This is a genomic window from Streptomyces sp. NPDC054794, assembly GCF_053611585.1.
The window spans coordinates 8559-33458 of record NZ_JBSHAQ010000077.1; the positions used below are offsets into that span (position 1 = coordinate 8559).

Below are 24900 nucleotides of genomic sequence, written 5' to 3' on the forward strand. Positions count from 1 at the left end.
GTGCCGCGCCGGTTGAGCGGGCGGGGGGGGCCGCCCCCCGGGGGGGGGGCCGGGGGGTGGGGGCGGCGGGCGTTTTGGGCGGGCCCCCCCACGCCCGCCCCGGGGAACGGGCGGGGTCGCGGGCTCCCGCGCCCGGGACCCCGTCGCCATGCGGTCGGCCTCAGCCGCCCAGCGGGAGGCCGCTCGTCGGCAGGGACGAGGTGGGCAGGCCCTGCGTCGGCAGTCCGCCCTTGGTGAGGGAGTCGGTCGGCAGTCCGCCCTTCGTGGCCGTCTTGGTGGCGTCACCCACGAGGTCCCCGGCGGAGCCCGCCGCGTCCCCGGCGGCCTTCTGCGCCGCGGGCGCCGCCTTCTTCACGGCCTTGCCGCCGGTCTTGCCCGCGGCCGGCAGCGCCTTCTTGACCGCCTGGCCGCCGGTTTCGCCCGCGACGCCGGTGACGTGCTGCGTCGCGCCGTCGACGGTGGTGCCGACCTGCGCCCCGTCCAGGGCGGTCAGCCCGCCCAGGTTCGGGGTGGCGGGGAGTTCCGGGGCCGCGCTGGCGGAGCCGGCCGCACCGACCCCGGCGGCCGCTCCCGCTGCGACGAGCAGCGCGACACGGGCGATCCGGCGGGTCAGGGGGAGGGACATGATGCTCCATTCGACGGGAGAGAACGTGGAAGTGTCCGACCGTGCCCGGCAGTTGATCCCGGGCTCGGACGCAGTGACTACCGCTCGAAACCCGCGAAGGTTGCGGACGCCAAAGGTAAAGAGTCGGTAACGCATCGCATTATCGGTTGTGGATAAAAACGGGCAAACGGCGCCGTTCTGTGGAGCCCGCAGAATCCTTACCGCGCCGCGTTTCCAAGGGCCTTGGCGCATCCGCGGGTGACCGCACGAAAACCTGCGCACATCGTCACCGCGCGCCGCGCGCCATGACCCTTCCGGGCGAAGCCCCGCACTACTGCCCGGTGACGATCCGCACGGAACCCGCCGACCGCTCCGCGCCCGCGGTGCCCGGCGCGCCGGTCGGCCGCCAGTGGCTGTCCGTGCTCCCGGCGGTCCACTCCCGCCCCGCGTACGACACCCGCGTGATGTGCAGCGCCGAGGAGTTGGCCACCGCCCAGTGGGCCAGCTGCCAGCCCCGCTCCTTCGCCGTGCGGCCCGCGTCGGCCTTGCCGGCCGGCGGCACGGGCACGGTCACGGTCCGCCCGTGCGCCCCGGCCGTCGCGCTCGGGGACGGCGAGGCCGCCGTCGTGGCGCTCACCTCCGCGCCGGTCTCCTGGAACGCGTCCCGCCCGAAGTCCCGTACCAGCGCGGCCCGCACCGCGTCCGGACCCGTGGCCGAGGCCTCGGTGCTCACCTCCGGCCGCCCCTGGCAGGTCAGCGTGGCCGCCGACTGCCCGGTCAGGGCCGCGGCCAGCAGCGAGGCGTCCGGCTCGTGCTTGGCGTACGCCTCCGGATAGCCGCTGCGCTGCACGCGCTGCGCGGCCACGGTCAGCGGAAGCCGCTTGTAGTCGGGGACCTTGGCCAGGTGCTCGTAGAAGATGCCCGCCGCGTACGTCGGGTCCATGATCTGCTTCTCGGTGCCCCAGCCCATCGAGGGGCGCTGCTGGAACAGGCCGAGCGAGTCACGGTCGCCGTGCTCGATGTTGTGCAGCCCCGATTCCTGCAGCGAGGTCGCCAGCGCGATGGCCACGGCCCGCTCCGGCATGCCGCGCCCGGTGCCGACGGCGGCGATCGTCGCCGCGTTCACCGCCTGTTCGGGGCTGAACTCGTACTGGGGCCCGCCCCCTCTGCCCGAGACCACCTTGCAGCCCGGGGCACCCGTGCCTCCGGTCACGTACTGCACCACGAGGTAGCCCGCGAGGGCCAACAGGACCGCGACCGCCGAACTGAAGCGGAAGAGGCGGCCACGACGCTTGGGAGGTTGGGGGGACGGCTCTGGCACGCGTACAAGGTACTGGAGGCCGCCGGGGCCGCAGCGGCGGGTGGGGCGGCCGCTGCGGACCGCCGCCGGGCGGGGGAGCGTTAGGGTCGTCACCATGGCCGACACCTCGCTTGATCTCACGCTGGACGCCGCGGCGCTGACCGCGCGCCTCGTCGACTTCCCCTCGGAGAGCGGCACGGAGAAGCCGCTCGCGGACGCGATCGAGACCGCCCTGCGCGCCCTGCCGCACCTGACCGTCGACCGGTACGGCAACAACGTCGTCGCCCGCACGAACCTGGGCCGCGCCGAGCGGGTGATCCTGGCCGGTCACATCGACACGGTGCCGATCGCCGACAACGTGCCGTCGCGGCTGGACGAGGACGGGGTCCTGTGGGGCTGCGGCACCTGCGACATGAAGTCCGGCGTGGCGGTGCAGCTGCGCATCGCGGCCACGGTGCCCGCTCCCAACCGCGACCTGACCTTCGTCTTCTACGACAACGAGGAGGTCGCCGCCGACCTGAACGGCCTCAAGCACGTCTCCGAGGCGCACCCCGAGTGGCTGGCGGGCGACTTCGCCGTCCTCCTGGAGCCCTCGGACGGCCAGGTCGAGGGCGGCTGCCAGGGCACCCTGCGGGTGCTGCTCAGGACGAGCGGCGAGCGGGCCCACTCGGCGCGCGGCTGGATGGGCTCCAACGCGATCCACGCCGCCGCCCCGATCCTGGCCCGCCTCGCCGCGTACCAGCCGCGCTACCCCGTCATCGACGGCCTGGAGTACCGCGAGGGTCTGAACGCGGTGGGCATCTCGGGCGGTGTGGCCGGCAACGTCATCCCCGATGCCTGCGTGGTCACGGTCAACTTCCGCTACGCCCCCGACCGGACCGCGCAGGAGGCGATCGCGCACGTCCGCGAGGTCTTCGCGGACTGCGGGGTGGAGGAGTTCGTGGTCGACGACCACAGCGGCGGCGCCCTGCCGGGACTCTCGCATCCGGCCGCGGCGGCCTTCATCGAGGCCGTCGGCGGCACCCCGCAACCGAAGTACGGCTGGACCGACGTGTCCCGCTTCTCGTCCCTGGGCGTCCCCGCGGTCAACTACGGACCCGGCAATCCGCACTTGGCGCACAAGAGGGACGAAAGGGTCGAAATCGCCAAGATCCTGGCGGGCGAGGAGCGTCTGCGGGAGTGGCTGACCAGCTGACGCGGGCGAAGGGCGTGGGGCGGGCGCTTCATTGCGGACATGCTCACGTCCCCCGTGCGTAACCCGGCTGGATCTACTCTGGCGTGGAAACACCTGCACGCGGAGGGAGCGCACATGGCTACTGGCAACCCCGAGGGCAAGAAGCAGCCACCGGAGGAGCAGCGCCTGGGGCCGGTCCTCCGGCGGCGGCAGCAGGTCACCGCGAGCACGACGGACCAGCGCCTGCTGGACGCGGGCGGCCCGTCCGACTGGGTCCACACGGACCCCTGGCGGGTCCTGCGGATCCAGTCGGAGTTCATCGAGGGCTTCGGCACCCTGGCCGAACTCCCGCCCGCGATCAGCGTGTTCGGCTCGGCGCGCACTCCGGTGGACTCCTCGGAGTACGACGCCGGCGTACGGCTCGGCCGCGGGCTGGTGGAGGCCGGCTGGGCGGTGATCACCGGCGGCGGTCCCGGCGCGATGGAGGCGGCCAACAAGGGTGCCTGCGAGGCGGGCGGCACCTCGGTCGGCCTCGGCATCGAGCTGCCCTTCGAGCAGGGCCTCAACCCCTACGTCGACATCGGCCTCAACTTCCGGTACTTCTTCGTCCGGAAGATGATGTTCGTGAAGTACGCCCAGGGCTTCGTGGTGCTTCCCGGCGGCCTCGGCACACTGGACGAACTCTTCGAGGCCCTCACCCTCGTGCAGACCCAGAAGGTCACGCGCTTCCCCATCGTCCTCTTCGGCAGCGAGTACTGGGGCGGTCTGGTCACCTGGCTGAGGAGCACCGTGATCGCCCAGGGCAAGGCCTCCGAAAAGGACCTGCTCCTGTTCCACGTCACGGACGACGTGGAGGAAGCGGTGGCGCTGGTGTCGAAGGAGGCGGGGCGCTAGGGCCTCTCGGAGGCGAGCGGGGGCCTAGGCCAGGCCGCGGCGGGCCACTGCCGGAGGACGGTGGCCCGCGATCGACGCCACCATGTCCAGGACCTGCTTCGTCTCGGCGACCTCGTGCACGCGGTACACCTGCGCGCCGAGCCACGCGGAGACCGCGGTCGTCGCCAGGGTCCCCAACACCCGTTCCTTGACCGGCCGGTCCAGCGTCTCCCCGACGAAGTCCTTGTTGGACAGGGACACCAGCACCGGCCAGCCCGTCGCCACCATCTCCTCCAGCCGCCGCGTCGCCTCAAGGCTGTGCCGGGTGTTCTTGCCGAAGTCGTGCCCGGGATCGATCAGCACCGACTCCCGGGGCACGCCGAGCGCCACCGCCCGCTCGGCCAGCCCCACGGTCACCCGCAGGATGTCGGCCATCACGTCGTCGTACGTCACCCGGTGCGGCCGGGTCCGCGGCTGGGCACCGCCCGCGTGCGTGCACACCAGGCCCACCCCGTACCGCGCCGCGACCTCGGCCAGCCGGGGATCGACACCGCCCCACGCGTCGTTCAGCAGATCCGCCCCGGCCTCGCAGACCGCCTCCCCGACCTCGGCCCGCCAGGTGTCCACGCTGATGATCACGTCCGGGAAGCGCCGCCGTACCTCCGCGACGAAGCCGACGGTCCGTCGCGCCTCCTCCTGTGGAGTGACCTCGTCCCCGGGCCCTGCCTTGACCCCGCCGATGTCGATGATCGCGGCGCCCTCGGCCACCGCCTGCTCCACACGCGAGAGCGCCGGCTCGTCCCGGAAGGTGGCACCCCCGTCGTAGAAGGAGTCCGGGGTCCGGTTCACGATCGCCATGATCACCGGCTCGTGCGGCTCGAATTCCCGCCTGCCCAGCCTGAGCATGCCCTGTGACCTCTCCTCGTACGTCCCCGACCACGGCCGCCTGCGACCCTAGCTGTCAGACTCGCATGGCACGATCGGACCCAGACACTTTCGACAACGAGCACACCGAAGCGTGGGGACCCAGCGATGGTTATGTTCTTGTTCCTGGTCGTCGCGCTCGCCGTCGTGGTCGCCGCGGTGACACTCGCCGTGGTGGGCGGCGGCGAGAGCGGGCCGCTGCCCGAGGCGGCGCCGGAGCGGTTGCAGGACCCGCTGCCCCAGGACCGCCCCGTCCACCGCGCGGACGTGGAGAGCCTCCGCTTCCCGCTCACCGCGCGCGGCTACCGCATGGCGGACGTGGACGACGCCCTCGGCCGCCTCGCGGCCGAACTCGCCGAGCGGGACGCCCGGATCGCCGACCTGGAGTCCGCGCTGGCGGGCGCCCGGGCCGCCGCGCACGCCCGGCCGGCCAAGCCCGCCCCGGAGGACCAGCAGTGAGCGACGACGCCACCCAGCCCGGCCCCGACGGCCTGCCGCGCTGCCCCTGGGCCCTGTCCGCCCCGGACTATCTGACGTACCACGACGAGGAGTGGGGCCGCCCCGTCCACGGCGACGACGCCCTTTTCGAGCGCCTCAGCCTGGAGGCCTTCCAGTCGGGCCTGTCGTGGATCACGATCCTGCGCCGCCGGCCCGGCTTCCGCGCCGCCTTCGCCGACTTCAGGATCGAGAAGGTCGCCGCCTACACCGACGAGGACCGGGAGCGGCTCCTCGCCGACGAGGGCATCATCCGCAACCGCGCGAAGGTCGACGCGACGCTCGCCAACGCGCGCGTGCTGGCCGACTGGTCCCCGGGCGAGCTGGACACCCTGATCTGGTCCCACGCCCCCGACGCGGCCGCCCGGCCCGTGCCGAGGGCCCTGACCGACGTCCCCGCGGTCACCCCGGAGTCCACGGCCCTGTCGAAGGCGCTCAAGAAGCAGGGCCTGCGCTTCGTCGGCCCGACGACGGCGTACGCGTTGATGCAGGCGTGCGGGCTGGTCGACGACCACCTGGAGACTTGCGTCAGCAGAACGGCCGCGACCAGCCCGTCCGACACCCGCTAGCGGCCGAGGTACTTCGGCTTCTCCTTGTTCACGAACGCCTGGACGGCGATGGCGTGGTCCTCGGAGCGGCCCGCGCGGGTCTGGAGCTCGTCCTCCTTGCCCAGCGTCTCGTCCAGGGAGTGGGTGAGCCCGTAGGCCACGGCCTCCTTGATCGCCGCGTACGCCACCGTCGGCCCGTCGGCCAGCGCCCGCGCCACCTTCGCGCCCTCGGCCCGCAGCTCGGCGGACGGGACGACGCGGTTGGCGATGCCGAGGTCGTGGGCGTCCTGGGCGCTGATGCTCCGCGGGAAGAGCAGCAGGTCGGCGGCGCGGCCCGGGCCGACGACCCGGGGCAGCGTCCAGGAGATCCCGGAGTCGGCGGTCAGGGCGACGCCCGCGAACGACGTGTTGAAGGACGCGGTGTCCGCCACCACCCGGTAGTCCGCCGCGAGCGCGAACCCGAGGCCCGCCCCGGCGGCGACCCCGTTCACCGCCGCGACCACCGGCTTCGGCGCCTCGGCCAGCGCCCGCACGATCGGGTTGTAGTGCTCCCGCACCGTGGACATCGTCTGCCCGGAGCCGGTCTCGCGGTCCGACGCCAACAGGCCGATGTGCTCCTTGAGGTCCTGGCCCACGCAGAACGCCCGGTCCCCGGCGGCGGTGAGCAGGATCGCCCGCACGGTTCCGTCGGCCGCCGCTTCCTGTGCCGCGTCCCGGAGGGCGACCTTGGTCGCGATGTTCAGCGCGTTCATCGCCTCGGGGCGGTTCAGCGTGATCGTCGCGAGCCCGTCGCTCACCTCGTAGAGCACGGTGTCGGCCATGGCGTATCCCTCCGGTGTCGCGGCTCTGACGTACCGCACGGTACGTCCCTGTCCGAGGGACAGCATGGCGGAGATCACCGTCCATGGGCCGGACCGGTCGTGTGACCTGCGTCAAACAAATCCGATCGGGTTCGCGTCGGCAGATGTCCGCGCGGTGGCGAAGTATCGCAGCCACATCCCCGAATTGAGTGGTTTTGCTCGCGCGCGTTGCCCAAGCGATGCCGACTGATGTTGGTCATCGGGTCCTGAGATGCGGGATAATGGCTTGGAAGCAATGTGTTCGATGCCGGTGTCGCGTGTCCTGCACGGACCGCGCGTGCCCTCCAGGGCCGTCGGCAGACGATGAGCTGGTTTCAGGAAGGGGAACGAGCATGGCGGCCATGAAGCCGCGGACGGGTGATGGCCCGCTCGAGGTGACCAAGGAGGGGCGGGGCATCGTCATGCGCGTTCCGCTCGAAGGCGGCGGTCGGCTCGTCGTCGAGCTGACCCCTGACGAGGCCGAGGCGCTCGGCGACGCCCTCAAGAAAGTCGTCGTCTGACGCGCCAGCGACCATACCTTTCAACTGCCCCGGCATCGCTGCGATGCCGGGGCAGTTGCATGCTCACAGGTGTGTCAGCGCCTGACCGCGCACAGCAGCCCGTCGCCCACCGGCAGCAGGGACGGCACCAGTTCCTGGCTCTCCCGTACGGTCCGCAGCAGTTCCCGCAGCCGCAGCACCTCGGTCGGCTGCGGTCCCGAGTCCACCGTGCGGCCGTTGCCGAAGACGCCCTCGAAGACCACCACTCCGCCCGGACGCAGCAGGCGCAACGATTCAGCGAGGTAGTCGAGGTACTCCAGCCGGTCGCCGTCGCAGAAGACGAGGTCGTAGCCGGCGTCCGCGAGCCGGGGCAGCACGTCCAGGGCGCGGCCCGGGATGAAGCGGGCCCGGTTGCTGGCGAAGCCGCAGGCGCGGAACGCCTGCCGGGCGAACTGCTGGTGCTCCGGCTCGGGGTCCACGGTGGTCAGCACGCCGTCCGGCCGCATGCCGTGCAGCAGATGGATCCCGGAGACGCCGCAGCCGGTGCCGATCTCCGCGACCGCCTTGGCGTCCACGGTGGCCGCGAGCAACCGCAGCGCGGCGCCCGTGCCGGGCGACACCGAGCGCAGCCCTGCCTCCCGGGCCCGCTCACGGGCCCAGCGCAGCGCGTCGTCCTCGGCGACAAAGGCGTCGGCGAACGCCCAGCTCGTCAGCCGGTTGCCGGTAATGACCCTCTCCTGTCCCCGTGGTTGCCTGGGCGTGACTGTATCCGTTGGTGTCGGGAACCCGCAGATGGGACCGGGCGTTTAGAGGGGTGGGAGACAGAGCGGGGGGACACGGATGGATCACGACGACGAGCAAGTGCTGGCACAGGCGTATGAGCCGTGTCAGCCCAGATCAAATTCTCGTAAAACCGCTTATCCGGAGCTAACGGGCGAGGTGGCTATGGTAGGGGCTCCACTGGACACCACCAGAGCCGACAGGGGAGGTGCGGCTGCGCCTGTGGATCGGGGAGGAGTGCTGCGGCGCTTTCTCGGATCGGCGGGCAGGCCGAAATCCGTGAACGACACCGCTGCTGACCACCATCACGCCGCCGGCCCCGCCGCCGGTGACGCCCAGACCGCGACCTTCTCCACCGACGCGGACGGGCAGGCGTGGACTCCGCCCACCTGGGAGGAGATCGTCAGCACGCACAGCGGCCGCGTCTACCGCCTGGCCTACCGCCTCACGGGCAACCAGCACGACGCCGAGGACCTCACGCAGGAGGTCTTCGTCCGCGTCTTCCGCTCCCTGTCGACGTACACGCCGGGCACCTTCGAGGGCTGGCTGCACCGCATCACCACAAACCTCTTCCTGGACATGGTCCGGCGCAAGCAGCGCATCCGCTTCGACGCGCTGGGGGAGGACGCGGCCGAGCGCCTGCCCAGCAAGGAGCCGACCCCGCAGCAGGTCTTCAACGACGCGCACTTCGACGCGGACGTCCAGCAGGCCCTCGACACCCTCGCGCCCGAGTTCCGTGCCGCGGTCGTCCTGTGCGACATCGAAGGACTGTCGTACGAGGAGATCGCCGCGACCCTCGGCGTGAAGCTCGGCACGGTCCGCTCCCGTATCCACCGTGGCCGTTCCCAGCTCCGCAAGGCCCTCGCCCACCGGTCCCCGGAGGCCCGTGCCGCCGAGCGGCGCTCCTTCATGGCCCGTGTGCCCGCACTGGGAGGAGGGGGCGCGACCGCGTGAGTGGATCACGGCCGAAGCCTGCCGAGGGACACCTCGCAGAGCAGCACCTGGGAGACCGTCTCTCCGCCCTGGTGGACGGGGAGCTCGGTCACGAGTCGCGCGATCGCGTCCTGGCCCACCTGGCGACCTGTGCCAAGTGCAAGGCGGAGGTGGACGCCCAGCGCCGACTGAAGAACGTCTTCGCCGCGGCGGCCCCGCCGTCGCCCTCCGAGAGCTTCCTGGCCCGCCTCCAGGGTCTGCCTGGGGGAGGTGACGAGGACGGCGGGGTTTCCCCGCTGTCCGGGGGAGGTCTTCCCGGCACTTCCGCCGGACGCATGCCCGCCGGCGGAATCTTCGGTGCGAGACGAGACGAGCCGTTCGAGTTCGGCTATGTCCCCGCCGGTCCCCATGGCTCGGCCGTGCCCGCCGCCGACCGTGGCTTCCGCATCCACCCCGTCGGCCGCCCGGACGCCGACCGGGCCGCCTCGCGCGGGATGCGGTTCGCGTTCGTCGCCGCCGGGGCGGTGTCGCTGGCCGCGGTCGCGCTCGGCGGCGTGACCACCGGCATCCCGAGCGGTTCCGGCGCGGACGCCCGCGGCGGTTCCGGAGCGGGCAGCAATGTGACGCCCGCGCGCTCGCAGGGCGGCGCGGCGGCCTCGGCGCCCGAGACCCAGCGTCGGCGCTCGGCGGCGCCGCTGCTCACGCAGAGCACGCTCCTCGGCGAGGCCCCGATGCCGACCTCGGTGTCCGCCCCGCTGCTGCCCGGAATGCAGCCGCCCGCCGCCGGTCGGACACCGGGCACGGGGCACGGGCTGTCGGCGCCGGTGATGGCCGGCGCCGCCGTCATGTCGCCCCTGATACGACCGCTGAACACGGCCGCGCCGATCTCGCTGGCCTCCTGGTCCGCGGCCCCCGAGGTCAGGGCCCCGGGCCCCGGCCTGCTCGCCGCACCCGTCCCCGACTCGGCCTCCGCGCCCACCCCCACGGCGTCCCCCTCGTACCCCGCCCGAACGGCCCCCTGACCGGCCTCTGCGCGTCGTCCCACGAACCTGGTTGAATCCTGGGTGGGGCGTGCCCGGGTATTGCCGTGGGCACGGAGTCGATCATCCGCGGCCACCAACGACGCGCCGGGCCGCGGCCAGCCGTGGGGAGAGCATGAACGAGGGCAACCCGCCAAGGCCCACGAAGCCCGCCAAGGCGAAGTGGTGGAGCCGACCTCGGGGGGAGGCGGCGGGGGCTGATGCCGGGTCCGGGGCGCTGTCCGCCTCGTCCGACGCCCACCCCGACTTCGAGCTCGCCCACCCGACGGCGCCAGTGGCCGACGGCGACTTCGAACTCCCACAACCCGCGCTGCCCGCGGCCGACGCCGCTACGGACGCCGGGGGCGACTTCGAGCTGAGGGCTCCGTTGCCCGCGTCCGAGGCGGAGGAGGGCGCACGGGGAGTCCCGGGCGCCGAGCGAGACGCACCGGGCGGTGAGCCCGTCGTGGCGGACGCCGAGCCGGCTGTGCGGGCCGCGGAGTGGGCAGGCCGGGAGGTCGGGCCGGGTGCGGTGGATGCGGGGTCGGTCGGGCCGCGGGACGACGAGCCCGTCGTGGGCGCGGATGCGGTCGTGCAGGATGCCGTGGCCCTGGGCGGGCCGGGTGTCGAGTCCTCGGCGATGGGCGAGGGGATGCCGTCGGCCGACGTCCCGCGCGGTCCGTCCGGTGAGCGTCCCAAGCCGCTGCACGACCCCGACCCCTACAGCACCCCTCCGTACGGCGAGCCGGGCCCCTGGGCGCCCGCTCCGCCGGTCCAGCACCCGGCGGCCACACCCGCGCACGGTACGGCGATATCGGCGCCCGGGACGGCCGCGCAGGCCTCCTCGGGCCCGCGCGCCTCCTCGCCGCCGCTCGCCCCGCCGATGCGGCACGCCTCTCCGGCGCCGCACCCCGGACCCGTGGAGGCCACCTCGCCGGCCCCGCCCGCGGCGTCCGTCCCGCCGCAGGGGCATGCCGTCACGCCGCCTTCGGCGTCCGTCCCGCCTCAGGGGCCCGCGGTCACGCCCCCCGCAGTCGTGCCCCCGCAGGGCTCCCCGACCCCCGTCGACGCCCCGAACCAGGCCCCCGCCCCGGCCCTGGACGTGTCCACCCCGCCCGCCGACCCCTGGCACCGCTACGACCCCTGGTCCACGCCGATCGGCGGCGCCGCGCCCCTGCAGCAGACCGGTGCGGCCGTGCCCACCAAGGAGCAGCGGCGGAAGCGGGCCAAGAGGGTGCTGGTCGGCGGGGCCCTGTTGATCGGCCTCGTGTCCGGGGGCGTCGGCGGGGTCGTGGGCGCGTACCTGGAGCGGGACGGCGGTCTGGGGGACGTATCGCTGCCGCAGGCGGGGAAGGTGCCCGCCGGGCGCGCGCCGGACAGCGTGGCCGGGATCGCCGCCCGGGCGCTGCCCAGCGTCGTCACCCTGCACGTGAGCGGCAGCGGTGAGAAAGGCACCGGCACCGGCTTCGTGCTCGACACGCGCGGCTACATCCTCACCAACAACCACGTCGTCCAGCCCGCCGCGTCGAGCGGCGACATCACCGTGACCTTCAGCAGTGGCGACACGGCGAAGGCCAGGATCGTCGGCCGGGACACCGGCTACGACCTCGCCGTCGTCCGGGTCACCGGCGTACACGGGCTGACGCCCCTGCCCCTCGGCAACTCCGACAACGTCCAGGTGGGCGACCCGGTCGTGGCCATCGGCGCCCCCTTCGACCTGGCCAACACCGTCACCTCCGGCATCATCAGCGCCAAGGAACGGCCCATCACGGCCGGCGGGGAGGGCGGCGGCAGCCAGGACGGGAGCGACGTGTCGTACGTCGACGCGCTGCAGACCGACGCGCCCATCAACCCCGGCAACTCCGGCGGACCGCTGCTCGACTCACAGGGCCGCGTCATAGGCATCAACTCGGCCATCCGCTCCGCGGACAACGGCTCCGACCTGGACGGCGGCCAGGCGGGCTCCATCGGCCTGGGCTTCGCCATCCCCGTCAATCAGGCCAGGCGCGTCGCCGAGGAGCTGATCAACAAGGGCAGGGCGACCCACCCGGTGATCGGAGTCACCATCGACATGGGCTACGGCGGGGACGGAGCCCGGATCGACACCAAGAGCGCGGGCGGCGGCTCCGGCGTCATCGCGGGAGGCCCCGGCGACCGGGCCGGTCTTGAGCCGGGCGACGTCATCACCGAGATCGACGGCACCCGCGTCCACACCGGCGAAGAGCTGGTCGTCAGGGCCCGTGCCCACCGCCCCGGCGACCGGCTGCGCCTGACCGTGGAGCGCGACGGCAGGCCGCGGGAGGTCTCGCTGGTGCTCGGATCGTCGGACCGCAACTGACGGAAACGTCACAGGACAGAACCCGGCACACGGTCCCACAAGGCAAACAATGCGAAAAACCGGTGCCCTACACCCACACGGACACCTCGGGACGGTACCGGTCGGACAGGTGCGCCGGGTACCGTTAACCGACCGAGGACATCGCAAGGAGCTTCAGGTGTTCAATGACATAGGACCGCTAGAGGTGGTCACGATCGTCGTGCTCGCCGTGCTCGTGTTCGGTCCGGACAAGCTCCCGAAGGTCATCCAGGACGTCATGCGCACGGTCCGGAAGATCCGAGAGTTCTCGGAGAGCGCCAAGCAGGACATCCGCGAGGAACTGGGTCCGGAGTTCAAGGACTTCGAGTTCGAGGACCTCAACCCCAAGACGTACATCCGCAAGCACTTGGACGGCGACGAACTGGGGCTGAAGGAGATCCGCAACGGCTTCGACCTGAAGAAGGAGATGGCCGAGGTCACGGACGCGGTCCACGGCCGCGACAGCGACGCCTCCGCGTCGTCGTCCTCCTCGTCGTCTTCCTCGGGTTCGTCCGGCGGCCGTATCGACATGACCAAGAAGCCCGACGACTCCGGCAAGGACGACCGTCCGCCCTTCGACGCGGACGCCACCTGAGCGTCGTACGCCCGTAGTGCTCCGCCCGTACGCCCCCGACCTGCGCGTCCCGGTGCGCCCCCGCGCCGGGACGTGACGCGTTTCATACCGTGGACGCGCCCCGCGCGGCCTGAACCGGCCTTCCGCGCGACCCACGCGGCGGGCGGTTTCCCTGCCCGCCTCGGTGGTGTGGATATGCTGCCGAGTTGTTGTGCGGACCGGACGAGTACGCCCGTAGGGGGGCGGGCCACCCCGGTCCGACGAGAGCGAGGAGGCGTCCGGGCACATGGAGACGACAAGTCGGGCAGTCGCGCAGGCGCCGGACGCGGAGGGCGGACAACAGTTCCCCTCCGCCCGGCGCACGGTCGACGGCTACCTGCTGGCGCCCTTCCCGTGGTACGGCCTCGACGAGGCCTTCACGGGGCCGCGCTGGCTGATGCAGGTCGGTACGGCGGCTGACGGCGCCGTCGAGCACGGTTCGATCGGACACGGCGACGAACCCTCCGTCAAGAACGAGTACGCGGTCGGCTCCGCGAACGAGCCCCGGGAGAAGTTCGCGGTCGTGGTCACCGTCGCGGCCAACCCCTCCCGGCGCAGCGCGGACGGCACGGGCTTCCTGGAGGCCACCTCGGTCTCCTCGGCGGCCTGGCTGGCCGGTGTGGGACTGCTGTCGTTCACCTGGCCCGGCCAGATGGACCACAGCCTGCGTGACGACTGGCTGGAGCAGCAGACGGAGACGGCCTGGGTCCTCGCGGACGACCTCGCCGGCCCCGACTGGTCGACCCTGTCCCTGCCCGTCGACGGCGTCCCCACGCCCTTCCACTACCGCGAGTCCGAGTTCGGCTGGGTACTCGCCGGTTCCACCCAGGAAGGGGTGCACGTGGGGGCGTACGGAAGAGGCATGAGCGCATACGGCCTCGGCTTCGCGATGATCAAGGACATCGCGGCCTACGCCTAGGCGCACCGGGCAGACCGCCGGTCGCACCGAGCACGACCGCGAACCGAGACCACGTTCGCGGAGCAGGGCACACGCCAAGGGGCGCCGTCCGTGAAGGCGGCGCCCCTTGGCGTGCGTGGCCTGCGTGGCCGTGCCTGGCGTGGAAGCCGTATGGCTCTAGAACTTGTTCTTCGGGGTGATGCCCAGGGACAGGCCCGACAGGCCGCGCTGGCGGCCGCCGAGCTTGCCCGCGATGGCGCGCAGGGCCTCGCCGGCCGGGGAGTCGGGGTCGGTCAGGACGACCGGCTTGCCCTCGTCGCCGCCCTCGCGCAGGCGGACGTCGATGGGGATGCTGCCGAGCACCGGCACCGTCGCACCCGTCGTACGGGTGAGGCCGTCGGCGACCGTCTGGCCGCCGCCCGTGCCGAAGACGTCGACCATCTCGCCGCAGTGCGGGCAGGGCAGGCCCGACATGTTCTCGACCACACCGACGATCTTCTGGTGCGTCTGGACGGCGATGGAGCCCGCGCGCTCGGCGACCTCGGCGGCCGCCTGCTGCGGGGTCGTCACGACCAGGATCTCGGCGTTCGGGATCAGCTGGGCGACCGAGATCGCGATGTCGCCGGTGCCGGGCGGCAGGTCCAGCAGGAGGACGTCGAGGTCGCCCCAGTACACGTCCGCCAGGAACTGCTGGAGGGCGCGGTGGAGCATCGGGCCGCGCCACACGACCGGGGCGTTGCCCGGGGTGAACATGCCGATGGAGATGACCTTCACGCCGTTCGCGGACGGCGGCATGATCATGTTCTCGACCTGGGTCGGACGGCCGTCCGCGCCCAGCATGCGCGGCACGCTGTGGCCGTAGATATCGGCGTCGACCACGCCCACCTTGAGGCCGTCGGCGGCCATCGCCGCCGCCAGGTTGACCGTCACCGAGGACTTGCCGACGCCGCCCTTTCCGGAGGCGACCGCGTAGACCCGGGTCAGGTTGCCCGGCTTGGCGAAGGGGACCTCGCGGTCCGCCTGGCCGCCGCGCAGGGCGGTCGCCAGCTCCTTGCGCTGCTCGTCGCTCATCACGTCCAGCGTGACGGAGACCGCGGTGACGCCGTCGACCCGGGAGACCGCCTCCGTGACGCGCTGCGTGATCGTGTCCCGCATGGGGCAGCCGGAAACCGTCAGGTACACGGTGACCGCGACCGCTCCGTCCTCACCGATCTCCACCGATTTGACCATCCCGAGTTCGGTGATGGGTCGGTTGATCTCGGGGTCGTTCACCGTCGCCAGTGCCTCGCGCACCGCGTCTTCCGTAGCCATAAGGACGATGGTACGGCGATCCCAGGGGCGTCCGGGTAGCCCCTCAACGGTCGTCTGCGTCACGCCCCGGCGGCCGTTCCGTCCGTTCCGCCGGGAATACGACATGGCCGTCGTGACGCCGCAGCTCTTCCAGCTCCCTGGTCAGGTCCGTCAGCTCGGAGCGCATCCAGTCGCGGGTCGCCACCTCGCCCAGACCCATGCGCAGCGCGGCGATCTCGCGCGTGAGGTACTCGGTGTCCGCGATGGACCGCTCGTTCTGCTTGCGGTCCTGTTCGAGGTTGACCCGGTCGCGGTCGTCCTGCCGGTTCTGCGCGAGCAGGATCAGCGGGGCGGCGTAGGAGGCCTGCAGGGACAGCATCAGGGTCAGGAAGATGAACGGGTACTGGTCGAACCGCAGGCCCACCGGCGCCACGATGTTCCACAGCACCCACAGGATGATGACGATCGTCATCCAGACGATGAAGCGTCCCGTGCCCAGGAAGCGCGCGATCTTCTCCGACAGCCGTCCGAAGGCCTCCGGGTCCCATTCGGGCAGGTACCGGCGCCGGGGCGGGCGCGGCTGGTCGAGCCGCGGCGTGCGGGGCCGGCCCGCGGCGGTGGCGCCCACCGGGACACGTTCACGGGGACCGGTCTCGCGCTCAGGAACCACTGGCCGCCGCCCCCTCGTCCAGATGGAACTCCGTCTCCCGCCAGTCCTCGGGCAGCATGTGGTCCAGTACGTCGTCCACGGTCACCGCGCCCAGCAGCGCCCCGGCCTCGTCGACGACGGGCACCGCCACCATGTCGTACGTCGCGAAGAACCCGGCGACGACGGGCAGCGACGCGTCGGGGTCGAGCGTCTGCAGGTCGTCGTCGACCAGCGAGCTGACCAGGGTGTACGGCGGGTCGCGCAGCAGCCGCTGGAAGTGGACCGTGCCGAGGTACTTGCCGGTCGGTGTCTCGTCGGGCGGACGGCAGACGTAGACCTGCGCGGCCAAGGCGGGGGACAGGTCGGCGTTGCGGACGCGGGCGAGGGCGTCGGCGACGGTCGCGTCCGGCCGCAGCACGATCGGCTCGGTGGTCATCAGGCCGCCCGCGGTGTGCTCCTCGTACGACATCAGGCGCCGCATGTCCGCCGCGTCGTCGGGCCGCATCAGGCTCAGCAGCCGCTCCTGTTCCGCCTCGGGGAGCTCGGCGAGCAGGTCGGCCGCGTCGTCCGGGTCCATGGCCTCCAGGACGTCCGCCGCGCGCTCCTCCGCCAGCTTGCCGAGGATCTCGATCTGGTCGTCCTCCGGCAACTCTTCGAGGACGTCGGCGAGGCGGTCGTCGTCGAGGGCGGCGGCGACCTCGGCCCGCCGTTTGGCGGACAGGTGGTGCAGGACGTTGGCGAGGTCGGCGGGGCGCAGCTGCTCGAAGGTGGCGAGCAGGCTCTCGGCGCCCTGCCCGTGCTCCTCCAGGGAGAACCCGGTGACCTGGGACCACTCCACGGTCAGCGCCTCGCCCTTGGCGCGCCTGAAGGCCCCGCCCTTCTTCCCCTTGCGGACGTAGACCCGGTCGACCTCCCAGTCGCGGCGGGCCGGCAACTGCTGGACCGACACGTCCAGGACGGTGACCTCCTCGTCGGTCTCGACGAGCTTGACCCGGCGGTCGAGGAGCTCGCCGAGGATCAGCCGCTCGGTGGGCCGCTGCTCGAAACGGCGGACGTTGACCACGCCGGTGGTGATGACCTGGCCGGACTCGATGCCGGTGACCCGGGTCATGGGCAGGAAGATGCGGCGCCGGGTGGTCAGTTCGACGACCAGGCCGAGCAGGCGCGGGGGCCGCCGGCCGACGCGGAGCATGGCGACGAGGTCGCGCACCCGGCCCACCTGGTCGCCGGCGGGATCGAAGACGGCGACACCGGCGAGGTGCGAGACGAAGATCCGGGGAGCGCCGGCTGCCATGGCTGTGCTTCCTTCTCACGTGCGGGAGTGCGGTGTGTGGCCTGGTATCGAGTTCCTCTTCCGAATTGCCCGCTCAGTGGGGTTCAGGCTAGCCCGTACCGATCCGATGCGCCCTGGTGAGCGGTCCGGACGGACTGGCTCCGCTCGGCGCGGGCGGCCCCGGTACGCTGCGGTACGCCGGTCAGGACCCGTCAGAGAGGCAGCCCCACCAGTGACTGCGATTCCACAGGGCCGAATGCGCCGCGCCGTGGCGCTGACCGCGACGTGCGCGCTGGTCGTGCTGGGAACGGTGGCGTTCACGGGGTGCGACGAGGAGGATCCGGACGCGGGCACCAACGGGGTGGGCAAGCTCGCGCCCGACAAGATCCAGAGCAAGACCAGGGCGGCGGCCGACTCCGTCGCCGCGGTGCACCTGTCCGGCACGGTCGTCACCAGCGGACACACCTACAAGCTCGACATGCGCCTGAAGCAGGACGGCGGCATCGGGTCGGTCACGGCGGAGGGGGCGACCTTCCAGCTGCTGCGGGTCGGGGAGCAGCTGTATCTGAAGGCCGACGCGGAGTTCTGGAGCCACGAGGACGGCGCCGCCGGCGGCAAGGGCTCGGACAAGGCGACCGCGGGCAAGCTCGACGGCAAGTACGTGAAGGTGCCGCAGGCGGATCCGGCGTACAAGAAGTTCAGCGGCTTCACGGACAAGGACCTGCTCCTGGACGGCCTGCTCACCCTGCACGGCACGCTGGCCACCGAGGGGCACCACGAGCAGTCCGGCACCCGCACCATCCGCATCACCGGCGACAAGGGCTCCGGCGGCACGCTGGACGTCTCCCTGGTCGGCAAGCCGTATCCGCTCCGCCTGGTCCGGGGCGGCGGCGCGGGCACACTCGGCTTCTCCGAGTGGGGCATGGACTTCACCGTGAAGAAGCCCCCGTCGGACGAGACGGTCGACTACGGCAAGCAACTCCCGACGTCCTAGGAAGCTGCCCCTCCGGTCGCGTGCGGCCGGTCGCGTGCGGCTACTTCCGCTTGCGCCGCTTCATCAGCAGCCGCGGCAGCCCCGCGGGGACGGGTCGGCGGGTCGTCGCCGGAGACGGCAGCGGCGGCTCGGCCAGGGCCGTGTCGGGCAGCGGCGCCGAGGTGCCCGTCGGCGTCAGGCGGACCACCCGGCACTCACGTGCCCAGCGCTCCGGCATCGCCTCGCCGTCCGAGGCGTTCAGCCGCTTGGCCTTGAGGTCGGCCACCGCCGCCTCCCACTCGGGGGAGCCGGCGGGCAGTTCGGACACCGACGCCGGCCAGGTGACCAGCCGGCCGCCCTTGTCCTTGCTCCGGACGGTCACCTCGGCCGAGCCGCCGTCGGTCAGCCCGGGCAGCGGCTGCTCCCCGGGCCCGTCGCCGACCAGGCACACCGCGCCCTCGTGCCAGACGTGCCACAGCGCACGCGCGGCGGGGGCACCGGCGCCCTTGACCCAGATGAGGCCGGACTTCTTCGTGGCCTCCTCGACGAGGGCCTGGTCGAGCAGCTCGCTTGTCATGCGCCCAGCCTATCCAGGCACCCGGCCGGCCCGGCCGTCCCTCACAGCCAGCCGTTGCGCTTCAGCGTGCGGTGGATCCCGAGACACAGGACCACCGTGACGCCCATGATGACCGGGTAGCCGTACTTCCAGTGCAGTTCGGGCATGTACTTGAAGTTCATGCCGTACACGCCGCACACCATCGTCGGTACGGCGATGATCGCGGCCCAGGCCGTGATCTTGCGCATGTCCTCGTTCTGCGCGACCGACGCCTGTGCGAGGTTGGCCTGAAGGATGGAGTTGAGCAGCTCGTCGAAGCCGATGACCTGCTCCTGGACCCGGGCGAGGTGGTCGGCGACGTCCCGGAAGTACTTCTGGATGTCCGGGTCGATGAGCCGCATCGGACGCTCGCTCAGCAGCTGCATCGGACGCAGCAGCGGCGAGACCGCGCGCTTGAACTCCAGGACCTCGCGCTTGAGCTGGTAGATGCGGGCCGAGTCCACACCGCGGGACACCCCGCCCTTGCGGCCCGGCGAGAAGACCTCCGTCTCCACCTCGTCGATGTCGTCCTGCACCGCGTCCGCGACCGCGATGTAGCCGTCGACGACGTGGTCGGCGATGGCGTGCAGCACCGCCGAGGGGCCCTTGGCGAGCAACTCCGGGTCGTCCTGGAGACGGTGACGCAGTGCCCGCAGCGAGCCCTGCCCGCCGTGCCGGACGGTGATGAAGAAGTCCCGCCCGGTGAAGCACATGACCTCGCCGGTCTCCACGACCTCGCTGTTGGCGGTGAGCTGGTCGTGCTCCACGTAGTGGATGGTCTTGAAGACCGTGAAGAGGGAGTCGTCGTACCGCTCCAGCTTCGGTCGCTGGTGCGCCTGCACCGCGTCCTCGACCGCCAGCGGGTGCAGCCCGAACTCACCGGCGATACCGGAGAATTCAGCCTCGGTCGGCTCGTGCAGGCCGATCCACACGAACCCGCCGTCCCGGCGCACCAGGCGCATCGCCTCGTGCGGGGTGAGCGGCTTCGGCGTCTCGACGCGGGCGCCGTCGCGGTACACGGCGCAGTCGACGACGGCCGAGGGGGTCGAGGGGTCGCGCGTGGTGTCGTACGCGCCGGCGTCCAGCCGTACACCGCTCTTGCGCAGCGACGGACGGGAGGGACGGACCACGGCACGCAGGTCGCGGATCATCGACATGGCAGGCTCCTTCGCAACAAGCGGCGAGGCGACCGAGGTCCGCTTCGACGGGTGGAACTGCCCGGAATGGGGACGTCCTGACTGCGGGATGTTTGGCACGTCCACAAAGCGGGGAGCACCGCACCGTCGCGGTGGCGGGCTTGGGCTTCGCTGCTGATTCGGCTTCTGATGCAGATCAGACAGATCAGGCAAAACGAAACGAAGTGCTCTTCCGTGCGATGACAAAGGCGCACGCACGCATGCGAAAGGCGGCGGCCAGGCAGACGAGCTGGAGCAGCTGTATCAGCGGCAGGAAAAGCGGGTGGTACTGCACGGTCGACTTCGGTCCATCGCAGCCCCACCTCCTCCGGCCGGTCCCTCGTGAGGGACGATCCATCCCCCCTGGGGGAGTCTCATCGGTGTCGGGACTCGATCGCGACGCTTCTGCGTGCTGCCCCGAACCACCGGCTCAGAGTATCAGCCGCCCGAAGAGTCAAGGCGCGCCTTTGCCCGGTACTGACGAGTTCTATGCTCACCGCATGGTTGATGTTCTTCCCCTTGTCGAGGCTCGGTTGAGCACCGCTCTGGGTGAACCGTCCGCGCGCGCGGCGGTCACCTTCCTCGGTACGGACCGCATGGAGGTGCTGCGTTTCCAGGAGGGCGACATCGTCCGCTACGCCACCCTGGGCATGTCCGCGCACCCCATGACGGACCCCACGGCGATGCTCGCCGACCCCGTCAAGGGCCCCCGCGCCGAGCTGGTCCTCTCCGTGCGCGCGGGCGGCGCCGACACCGACAAGGTGCTCCGGGCGCTCGCCGTGCTCGCCGCGTCCCCGCAGGTGGAGGGTGTGGTGGTGGCTCCGGGCGCCTCCCTGGACGTGGGCGATCCGCTGTGGCCGGGCGCTCCGTTCACCTCGGTCCTGGTCGCCGAACCGGGCGGCCTGGTCGAGGACCTGGAGCTGGACGAGCCGATGGATCCCGTACGGTTCCTGCCGCTGCTGCCGATGACCCCGAACGAGGCCGCCTGGAAGCGCGTCCACGGCGCCCAGGCCCTCCAGGAGCGCTGGCTCACGAACGGCACGGATCTGCGGGACCCCCTCCGAGGTTCCGTACCGCTCGACTGAGCCGGGAGTGACCGATCTCACCAACGCAAGTCGGGAATCGGCCAGTTGGCAAAGACGCTGGCGTTGGGCCGTACGGGGACGCCCAGGACCTCGGCCCGCCCGGTGGCCGGCCGGTCGGCCGGCGGAGTCCGAGGTGCCGGCCAGGCCCTGGGCGATGGACGGCGGGACCGGGATTGGCCGCAGTGATTGATGCGGGGTGCATCTAGTTTCTCGGGGGGACCCGGTTCCGTCCGGACGGGTGATCGTCCTTGACGTGGGGGAGCGAGGGTAGGACCGTGGAGCCCTATGAGGGGCGAACCCAGTTGCCCGAAGTGTGGTGGCCGGGTCAGGGCTCCCGGACTCTTCGCCGATTCGTGGCAGTGCGATGTGCACGGGACCGTGCATCCGGTACAGCCCGTGATCCCGCCCAGCGTCGAGGCCCTCAGCGTCGTGGTGCATCGCACGCAGGTGCCGGTGTGGATGCCCTGGCCGCTGCCGGTGGGCTGGCTGTTCACGGGCGTGGCTTGCGCGGGTGACGACCGCAGCGGAGGCCGGGCGACGGCCGTGGCCTGCTCGGGACCCGGACCGCTCGGCGGCATGGGCGAGCTGATCCTGGTCGCCGAGGAGCTCGGTGTCGGCCTCGGCGCGCGCTACGCGGGCCTCGACGGCCCGGACCCGGGGCCGTACATGAACGTCGAGAAGCCGGCCCAGGCCAAGGTGCTGGCCGCCGGCCGCCCGACCCCTCTCTGGCACGTCTCCGACAGCCCGGTCGACCGTGCCGTCTTCGCGGGCGAGGCGCTCGGCATGTGGCTGTGGGCGGTGGTCTGGCCCGAGCAGACGGGCATGCTGATGTACGACGAGCTGGTGCTGACGGACCTGCGGGACGCGGGAGCCGAGGTGGAGCTGGTGCCCTGCGGGGCGCTGTCCCCGAGACTGCTGCAACCCTGAGCGTCGACTGTAGGGGGCGCATCCCGGTTGCGGGTGTGACAGGGCACCCCTGGATCCCCGCTATCCTTAGGTGTCCCCGTCCGCCCCGTCACCGCCTGGAGTCCGCGTCGTGCGCATCGACCTGCACTGCCACTCCACGGCCTCCGACGGCACGGACACCCCGGCCGAGCTGGTTCGCAACGCCGCCGCGGCCGGTCTGGACGTCGTCGCGCTGACCGACCACGACACCACCCGCGGACACGCCGAGGCCGTCGCCGCGCTGCCCGAGGGGCTCACCCTCGTCACGGGCGCCGAGCTGTCCTGCCGTATCGACGGCATCTCCATGCACCTGCTGGCCTACCTCTTCGACCCCGAGGAGCCCGCCCTGCTCGCCGAGCGCGAGCTGGTCCGGGACGACCGGGTGCCGCGGGCCAAGGGCATGATCGCCAAGCTGAACGGGCTGGGCGTGCCGGTCACCTGGGAGCAGGTGAGCCGCATCGCCGGCGACGGCTCCGTCGGCCGCCCGCACGTCGCCACCGCGCTCGTCGAACTCGGCGTCGTACCGACCGTGTCCGACGCGTTCACCGAGCAGTGGCTCTCCGACGGCGGCCGGGCCTATGTGCCCAAGCACGAGACCGACCCCTTCGAGGCGATCCGGCTGGTCAAGGGTGCGGGCGGCGTCGCCGTCTTCGCACACCCGGCGGCCGCCAAGCGGGGCCGTACGGTGCCTCAGGCCGCCATCGCCGAGATGGCCGCGGCCGGCCTCGACGGCATCGAGGTCGACCACATGGACCACGACGCCGACGCGCGCGAACGCCTGCGCGGGCTGGCGAAGGAGCTGGGGCTCCTGGTCACGGGGTCCTCGGACTACCACGGCAGCCGCAAGACCGTGTCGCTGGGCGCGTACACGACGGACCCCGAGGTGTACGGGGAGATCACCCGGCGGGCGACCGGGGCGTTCCCGGTGCCGGGGACCGGCGGGGCCTGAGACCCACCCCCCCCCGCGCCCACATCCACCTTTCTTCCTGCTTAGGCCTGTTCACGCATGTTCGACGTCGCCGTCTTCGGCTCCCTGTTCCTCACCCTGTTCGTCATCATGGATCCCCCCGGGATCACGCCGATCTTCCTGGCCCTGACCGCCGGCCGCCCCACCAAGGTGCAGAAGCGCATGGCGTTCCAGGCCGTCTGCGTGGCCGGCGGGGTCATCGCCACGTTCGGCCTGCTGGGCCATCAGATCCTCGACTACCTGCACGTCTCCGTTCCGGCGCTGATGATCGCCGGAGGACTGCTGCTCCTGCTGATCGCGCTCGACCTGCTCACCGGCAAGACGGACGAGCCGAAGCAGACCAAGGACGTCAACGTCGCGCTCGTTCCGCTGGGCATGCCGCTGCTCGCGGGCCCGGGCGCCATCGTGTCCGTCATCCTGGCCGTGCAGAAGGCCGACACCGTCGCCACGCAGGTGTCGGTGTGGTGCGCGATCCTCGCGATCCACGTCGTGCTGTGGCTGGTGATGCGCTACTCGCTGCTGATCATCCGGGTCATCCGGGACGGCGGCGTGGTCCTGGTGACGCGGCTCGCGGGCATGATGCTCTCCGCGATCGCCGTGCAGCAGATCATCAACGGCATCGCCCAAGTGATCAAGGGCGGCTGAGCGGCACGCCTCGCTCGTACGCGCAGAGCCCCCGCACGGCAGTGGTGCCGTGCGGGGGCTCTGAAGCTTCAGCGGTGATCCGCGTCAGGGGTGATCGGCATCGGTGCCGATCGGCGTGAGTGGTGTGATCCGCGTCTGTTACGAGGCCGTGGTCTCGGCCGGCCGGATCCACAGTCGCTGCCCGATGGCGGCGGCCTGCTGAACGATCCGGTTGACGGAGGCGGCGTCCACGACGGTGCTGTCCACGGTGGTCCCGTTGATCTCGTCGAGTCGCATGATTTCGAAGCGCATGGCTTCTCCCTTCGTCGCTTCGTTCTGTCCTAGTCAACGACGTGCGTGTTACAAACATTCCCTACGCTAAAGAAATTTTTCGAACGTCTAATTACTGACCGGTAAGCGGCACTCGTAGGACTGATCGGGACCGGTTGTGTTCGCAGCGTGACCGCCGGGACAATGGAGGCGATGAACGACGACCTCGCGGCCCTCCAGGCCCGTATCGACCGCACGAACGAGCTGCTCCAGCGCATGCTCGCCGAAGTGGCGAAGACGCCCTCGACCCATGCGATCTTCGTGGACGCGGGGTATCTGTACGCGGCGGCGGGACGGCTGGTGGCCGGGACGGAGGACCGCCGCGCCTTCGACCTCGACGCCGAAGGCCTGATCGAGGCGCTCATCGACCGTGCCCGCACGATCTTCGCGGACAGCAGGCTGCTGCGGGTCTACTGGTACGACGGCGCCCGGCGCCGCATCCACACCGCCGAGCAGCAGTCCGTCGCGGAACTCCCGGACGTCAAGGTCCGCCTGGGCAACCTCAACGCCAACAACCAGCAAAAGGGCGTCGATTCACTCATCCGCACCGACCTGGAGTCACTCGCCCGGCACCGGGCCATCAGCGACGCGGCGCTCATCGGCGGCGACGAGGACCTGGTGTCGGCGGTGGAGGCCGCGCAGGGGTACGGCGCCCGCGTCCACCTCTGGGGCATCGAGGCACCCGAGGGCCGCAACCAGGCCGAGCCGCTGCTCTGGGAGGTCGACAGCCAGCGCACCTTCGACCTCGAATTCTTCAAGCCGTACGTCTCCCGCCGCACCGCTCCCGCGTACGAGCCCACGGCGAACCGCCCGACCCGCGAGGACGTCCGCTTCGTCGGCGCCCAGATCGCGGCGAAGTGGCTGTCCTCCCGCGGCCGTGAGGCCCTGATGGAACTGCTCCCGGGCCACCCCTACCTGCCCGGCTCCGTCGACCAGGACCTCCTCGTCGAGGCCGAGGGCCTGCTCCAGTACTCCCTGCGCGGTCAGGCGGATCTGCGCCGCGCCCTGCGGGACGGCTTCTGGGAGCACTTGCAGGGGCAGTACTAGGGCGTGTGTCGAAAGTGGCTGGTTGTGACTCTGTGGCTTGTGTTTCTATGCCGGAGTGAACATCGAAAGCTCCGGAGTGCCTGATGAGAGG

27 protein-coding genes are annotated in these 24900 nt (G+C 71.7%); 16 read left to right on the forward strand and 11 right to left on the reverse strand.

The genetic code is table 11. The features are described from left to right. Positions 1–160: 160 nt before the first annotated feature. On the reverse strand, positions 161–625 hold the full coding sequence (locus ACWGKT_RS44295; RefSeq protein WP_356148047.1) for an ATP-binding protein: 465 nt from the start codon (positions 623–625) through the stop codon (positions 161–163). 310 nt (positions 626–935) lie between these two features. Beyond that, complete coding sequence (locus ACWGKT_RS44300) at positions 936–1925, reverse strand: heavy metal transporter (protein ID WP_453278163.1); 990 nt, start codon at positions 1923–1925, stop codon at positions 936–938. 94 nt (positions 1926–2019) lie between these two features. Between ACWGKT_RS44300 and dapE the strand changes: the two genes are divergently transcribed. Then, complete coding sequence (dapE, locus tag ACWGKT_RS44305) at positions 2020–3099, forward strand: succinyl-diaminopimelate desuccinylase (RefSeq protein WP_453278164.1); 1080 nt, start codon at positions 2020–2022, stop codon at positions 3097–3099. A gap of 114 nt (positions 3100–3213) precedes the next feature. Further along, positions 3214–3972: an LOG family protein gene (locus ACWGKT_RS44310; protein WP_235459847.1), complete on the forward strand. Its 759-nt coding sequence runs from the start codon at positions 3214–3216 to the stop codon at positions 3970–3972. A gap of 24 nt (positions 3973–3996) precedes the next feature. On the opposite strand, the gene folP is transcribed toward ACWGKT_RS44310, so the two are convergent. Continuing rightward, positions 3997–4857, reverse strand: coding sequence for a dihydropteroate synthase (folP, locus tag ACWGKT_RS44315; protein ID WP_453278165.1), 861 nt, complete (start codon positions 4855–4857; stop codon positions 3997–3999). Positions 4858–4983: 126 nt separating this feature from the next. Between folP and ACWGKT_RS44320 the strand changes: the two genes are divergently transcribed. Next, positions 4984–5334 (forward strand): DivIVA domain-containing protein, encoded by a 351-nt coding sequence (locus ACWGKT_RS44320; RefSeq protein WP_356148057.1) that lies wholly within the window; start codon positions 4984–4986, stop codon positions 5332–5334. Then, positions 5331–5939, forward strand: a complete 609-nt coding sequence (locus tag ACWGKT_RS44325; RefSeq protein WP_356148060.1) for a DNA-3-methyladenine glycosylase I — start codon at positions 5331–5333, stop codon at positions 5937–5939. Before ACWGKT_RS44320 ends, ACWGKT_RS44325 begins: the two co-directional genes overlap by 4 nt. On the opposite strand, the gene chcB is transcribed toward ACWGKT_RS44325, so the two are convergent. Beyond that, positions 5936–6739 (reverse strand): 2-cyclohexenylcarbonyl CoA isomerase, encoded by an 804-nt coding sequence (chcB, locus tag ACWGKT_RS44330; RefSeq protein ID WP_356148219.1) that lies wholly within the window; start codon positions 6737–6739, stop codon positions 5936–5938. The genes ACWGKT_RS44325 and chcB overlap by 4 nt on opposite strands. A 371-nt stretch (positions 6740–7110) precedes the next feature. Between chcB and ACWGKT_RS44335 the strand changes: the two genes are divergently transcribed. Beyond that, entirely contained in the window at positions 7111–7278 is a 168-nt protein-coding gene (locus ACWGKT_RS44335; protein ID WP_018544333.1) for a DUF3117 domain-containing protein, read from the forward strand. A gap of 74 nt (positions 7279–7352) precedes the next feature. Here the strand turns inward: ACWGKT_RS44335 and ACWGKT_RS44340 are convergent, their stop codons facing one another. Beyond that, the gene (locus ACWGKT_RS44340; RefSeq protein WP_356148220.1) at positions 7353–8051 is read right to left on the reverse strand and encodes an O-methyltransferase; all 699 of its coding nucleotides are present in this window, start codon (positions 8049–8051) and stop codon (positions 7353–7355) included. Positions 8052–8274: 223 nt separating this feature from the next. Between ACWGKT_RS44340 and sigE the strand changes: the two genes are divergently transcribed. The 5 genes from sigE (at position 8275) to ACWGKT_RS44365 (ending at position 13877) form a co-directional block, all read left to right on the forward strand. Further along, positions 8275–8991, forward strand: a complete 717-nt coding sequence (gene sigE / locus ACWGKT_RS44345; protein ID WP_453278177.1) for an RNA polymerase sigma factor SigE — start codon at positions 8275–8277, stop codon at positions 8989–8991. Continuing rightward, positions 8988–9992 carry a zf-HC2 domain-containing protein gene (locus ACWGKT_RS44350; RefSeq protein ID WP_453278166.1) on the forward strand — a complete coding sequence of 335 codons (1005 nt, stop codon included), beginning with the start codon at positions 8988–8990 and terminating at the stop codon, positions 9990–9992. Before sigE ends, ACWGKT_RS44350 begins: the two co-directional genes overlap by 4 nt. 133 nt (positions 9993–10125) lie before the next feature. Further along, positions 10126–12327 carry a trypsin-like peptidase domain-containing protein gene (locus ACWGKT_RS44355; RefSeq protein ID WP_453278167.1) on the forward strand — a complete coding sequence of 734 codons (2202 nt, stop codon included), beginning with the start codon at positions 10126–10128 and terminating at the stop codon, positions 12325–12327. A gap of 157 nt (positions 12328–12484) precedes the next feature. After that, positions 12485–12940: a sec-independent translocase gene (locus ACWGKT_RS44360; RefSeq protein ID WP_453278168.1), complete on the forward strand. Its 456-nt coding sequence runs from the start codon at positions 12485–12487 to the stop codon at positions 12938–12940. 265 nt (positions 12941–13205) lie between these two features. Further along, positions 13206–13877, forward strand: coding sequence for a hypothetical protein (locus ACWGKT_RS44365; protein ID WP_235460468.1), 672 nt, complete (start codon positions 13206–13208; stop codon positions 13875–13877). Positions 13878–14033: 156 nt separating this feature from the next. Here the strand turns inward: ACWGKT_RS44365 and ACWGKT_RS44370 are convergent, their stop codons facing one another. From ACWGKT_RS44370 to ACWGKT_RS44380, 3 genes are read right to left on the reverse strand one after another with little or no spacing between them, the layout of a single operon-like run. Beyond that, on the reverse strand, positions 14034–15167 hold the full coding sequence (locus ACWGKT_RS44370) for an Mrp/NBP35 family ATP-binding protein (protein ID WP_453278169.1): 1134 nt from the start codon (positions 15165–15167) through the stop codon (positions 14034–14036). A gap of 43 nt (positions 15168–15210) precedes the next feature. Then, on the reverse strand, positions 15211–15816 hold the full coding sequence (locus ACWGKT_RS44375; RefSeq protein ID WP_356148072.1) for a DUF1003 domain-containing protein: 606 nt from the start codon (positions 15814–15816) through the stop codon (positions 15211–15213). Beyond that, positions 15806–17089, reverse strand: coding sequence for a magnesium transporter MgtE N-terminal domain-containing protein (locus tag ACWGKT_RS44380; RefSeq protein WP_356148075.1), 1284 nt, complete (start codon positions 17087–17089; stop codon positions 15806–15808). The genes ACWGKT_RS44375 and ACWGKT_RS44380 overlap by 11 nt, the downstream gene beginning before the upstream one ends. 211 nt (positions 17090–17300) lie before the next feature. On the opposite strand from ACWGKT_RS44380, the gene ACWGKT_RS44385 reads away from it, so the two are divergent. Next, positions 17301–18062 carry a hypothetical protein gene (locus ACWGKT_RS44385; RefSeq protein ID WP_453278170.1) on the forward strand — a complete coding sequence of 254 codons (762 nt, stop codon included), beginning with the start codon at positions 17301–17303 and terminating at the stop codon, positions 18060–18062. Between the two features lie 40 nt (positions 18063–18102). Here ACWGKT_RS44385 and ACWGKT_RS44390 read toward each other — a convergent pair whose 3' ends face one another. Both ACWGKT_RS44390 and ACWGKT_RS44395 read right to left on the reverse strand, forming a co-directional pair. Beyond that, positions 18103–18618, reverse strand: coding sequence for a hypothetical protein (locus ACWGKT_RS44390; protein ID WP_356148080.1), 516 nt, complete (start codon positions 18616–18618; stop codon positions 18103–18105). Positions 18619–18659: 41 nt separating this feature from the next. After that, positions 18660–19793 (reverse strand): magnesium and cobalt transport protein CorA, encoded by a 1134-nt coding sequence (locus ACWGKT_RS44395; protein WP_356148082.1) that lies wholly within the window; start codon positions 19791–19793, stop codon positions 18660–18662. 518 nt (positions 19794–20311) lie between these two features. Between ACWGKT_RS44395 and ACWGKT_RS44400 the strand changes: the two genes are divergently transcribed. The 4 genes from ACWGKT_RS44400 to ACWGKT_RS44415 all read left to right on the forward strand — a co-directional run bounded on the left by ACWGKT_RS44400 (position 20312) and on the right by ACWGKT_RS44415 (position 23453). Beyond that, positions 20312–20896, forward strand: coding sequence for a suppressor of fused domain protein (locus ACWGKT_RS44400; protein WP_453278171.1), 585 nt, complete (start codon positions 20312–20314; stop codon positions 20894–20896). Between the two features lie 285 nt (positions 20897–21181). Then, positions 21182–21823 carry a DUF6758 family protein gene (locus ACWGKT_RS44405; RefSeq protein WP_453278172.1) on the forward strand — a complete coding sequence of 214 codons (642 nt, stop codon included), beginning with the start codon at positions 21182–21184 and terminating at the stop codon, positions 21821–21823. A gap of 109 nt (positions 21824–21932) precedes the next feature. Further along, positions 21933–22790 (forward strand): PHP domain-containing protein, encoded by an 858-nt coding sequence (locus ACWGKT_RS44410; protein WP_356148088.1) that lies wholly within the window; start codon positions 21933–21935, stop codon positions 22788–22790. A 57-nt stretch (positions 22791–22847) separates the two neighbouring features. Next, positions 22848–23453: a MarC family protein gene (locus ACWGKT_RS44415; RefSeq protein WP_453278173.1), complete on the forward strand. Its 606-nt coding sequence runs from the start codon at positions 22848–22850 to the stop codon at positions 23451–23453. 138 nt (positions 23454–23591) lie between these two features. On the opposite strand, the gene ACWGKT_RS44420 is transcribed toward ACWGKT_RS44415, so the two are convergent. Then, positions 23592–23744 carry a hypothetical protein gene (locus tag ACWGKT_RS44420; protein ID WP_356148092.1) on the reverse strand — a complete coding sequence of 51 codons (153 nt, stop codon included), beginning with the start codon at positions 23742–23744 and terminating at the stop codon, positions 23592–23594. Between the two features lie 171 nt (positions 23745–23915). Between ACWGKT_RS44420 and ACWGKT_RS44425 the strand changes: the two genes are divergently transcribed. Further along, on the forward strand, positions 23916–24809 hold the full coding sequence (locus tag ACWGKT_RS44425; protein WP_356148093.1) for an NYN domain-containing protein: 894 nt from the start codon (positions 23916–23918) through the stop codon (positions 24807–24809). The last annotated feature ends 91 nt before the right edge of the window (positions 24810–24900 follow it).